The sequence below is a fragment of the Priestia sp. P5_B4 genome, from assembly GCF_056400385.1.
Window position 1 is genome coordinate 1 of the sequence record NZ_JBFULJ010000688.1, and the last position, 2,059, is coordinate 2,059.

Genomic DNA, 2,059 nt, shown 5'->3' on the forward strand with positions numbered 1-2,059 from the left:
TTTCTTTCCCTTACTTCTGTTCCTATGTGTACTAACGAGAAATCTTGCATAAAACCTCTCCTTTCGTAAAACATGTCTTCTTATTTATAGGTCTTCCTTGTGTTGAAATAGTTTCTTCTCTATACGAGGAGCAAGTTTTTAATTATATGTATATAGATAATAAATACCCTTTAAAACGTACTGATAGTGTTAATAACAATATTTAAACTACTAATTATCTTAGTTAAAAATCTAATGTTTTTATAATTAAATATATAACAAAATTTATCTATTATATTTAGTACTTTTTAATTGTAACTTATTTAAAAGTAAAAGTATAAACTTACTTTTTATAAATATAGTTTAATATTTATATAGTTTGTAGAAAAAGCCCATATTTGTCGTCAGTTAGTGTAAATAATAAAACTTTAATAATATATGAAATACTTTAATATTTACATAACAGATTATAATGAATAGAAAAAGTTATTCATTGTAATTATATTGGGTTACAAGATTTACTTTTAAAGATATATGTATATGAATCTATAAATCTGGCCAGACTAATAACATATTCCCCCTATTCCAATAAATTTGAAAATCCTTTGCCTATATCAGCAAAGGATTATTTTTTGGAATATTCCTTTTATTGGTTGTTAATCTAGATAAAAGGGAATTAAGTATATTAATAGCACATAAAGGAGATATACATTGGTGATAAATTACGGGTACTATACTGGATCCCTGTTCGTCAGGGAATTAGAACGTTTAAAAGAAGAATATATTCAAYTWGATMTSGACGATATGAAAGTAATGATGAAAGAAGACATTTTACTKTWARAAAAAGCAATGRATATGYTGTRTARRAATAAAGTGYATTAAATTGAGCAAACTACCCAAGACGCCGTGAGGTATCTACCACTAAAATCATAATTCGTATTCCCAACAGGACAACCTACTGTACAGGAGCAGTAGGTTATTCTGTTTTATAGCTGTATATTTTATACTTGTTTAGTTAACATAGAGCCTCTTTTCGGAACACACGCCAAAAAGAACCCCTTGYACCACAAGGGTGTTACTTCAGCTAAGCTTTTTCTCCATTATTACTTTGACTAATCTAGCTTAACAGAATCTAGAAGCAGACCATATGAAGGGTATGAAAGGTGCCAAAGCCACTATTGATTCAGCTGAAAAAACAACTGTGTATATGGTTGATTACACGCCAACTACTGGCGGCAAAAAAGTAAAAAATCATAAATGGGTAACAGAAAGCGCACTTTCTGCTAAATAATGATTGAGTAATTATTGTAATGTTTAGATGAGAGAGAAGCATCGGTATTGTAACAAACATACAAAAAGGAGCAAACTATTTATTTGCTCCTTTTTGTATGTTATATCGTTTAACCTATGCAACTAATTTTTTAAACTCACCTGCACATTCTTAATCAAGACGAATATACTCCACCATCATGCCAACATTTTCTTCCTTTAAATAAGCATCATAACAGTAATTACAAGTAGTCATACATTCATTATTCTCTTATAGAAGTAAATAATAAAGAGATCAACTCACTGTTGATCTCTTTACGTACACAATTTAAAGGTTCGTGTAAAAATATAAAAACCATACAGCATGATTTTGTTCGTCTGCTGCAGCCCGTCGAAAGGCTTCTTTAGTATACACATCTTGTGCTTTATCTGAAATATCTAGATAGAAGTCTACCGTTTCTTGTTCATCTTCAATAGCAACTTGCAGCCCTTCTTTATAAGTATTTGGACACTTCTCTGAAACGCTGGCTTCAAACTGTTTACCTGTTAGGTTTGCATAAATTGTAGAGAATGTTTGATAATGCTTAATTTCGTCTTTTCTTATCTCTAGAATACGTTCACGCTCTTTTTTTGTGGGTGCAATCTTAGCTAGTTGCTCGTAACAGATAATAGCGTTGTACTCCCCATTAATAGCTTTTTCAATATCATTAATTAAAACGGGATCAACTCTCATATAACTATAGGTTGGAAATTGAGGATATGTCATGTCTACCTCCTTATTCGAATMAAAATCTAATATAGTGTATGTTAT

2 protein-coding genes and 1 pseudogene are annotated in these 2,059 nt (G+C 30.2%); 1 reads left to right on the forward strand and 2 read right to left on the reverse strand.

Annotated elements, in window-relative coordinates:
* Positions 1-1,111: 1,111 nt before the first annotated feature.
* A pseudogene (locus tag AC1DRF_RS24710) lies at positions 1,112-1,270 on the forward strand (YdhK family protein); the annotation flags it as partial.
* Positions 1,271-1,420: 150 nt separating this feature from the next.
* Here AC1DRF_RS24710 and AC1DRF_RS24715 read toward each other — a convergent pair.
* Positions 1,421-1,504 (reverse strand): hypothetical protein, encoded by an 84-nt coding sequence (locus tag AC1DRF_RS24715; protein ID WP_471876883.1) that lies wholly within the window; start codon positions 1,502-1,504, stop codon positions 1,421-1,423.
* Positions 1,505-1,576: 72 nt separating this feature from the next.
* Positions 1,577-2,014 (reverse strand): ferritin-like domain-containing protein, encoded by a 438-nt coding sequence (locus AC1DRF_RS24720; protein ID WP_043978945.1) that lies wholly within the window; start codon positions 2,012-2,014, stop codon positions 1,577-1,579.
* Between the last annotated feature and the right edge of the window lie 45 nt (positions 2,015-2,059).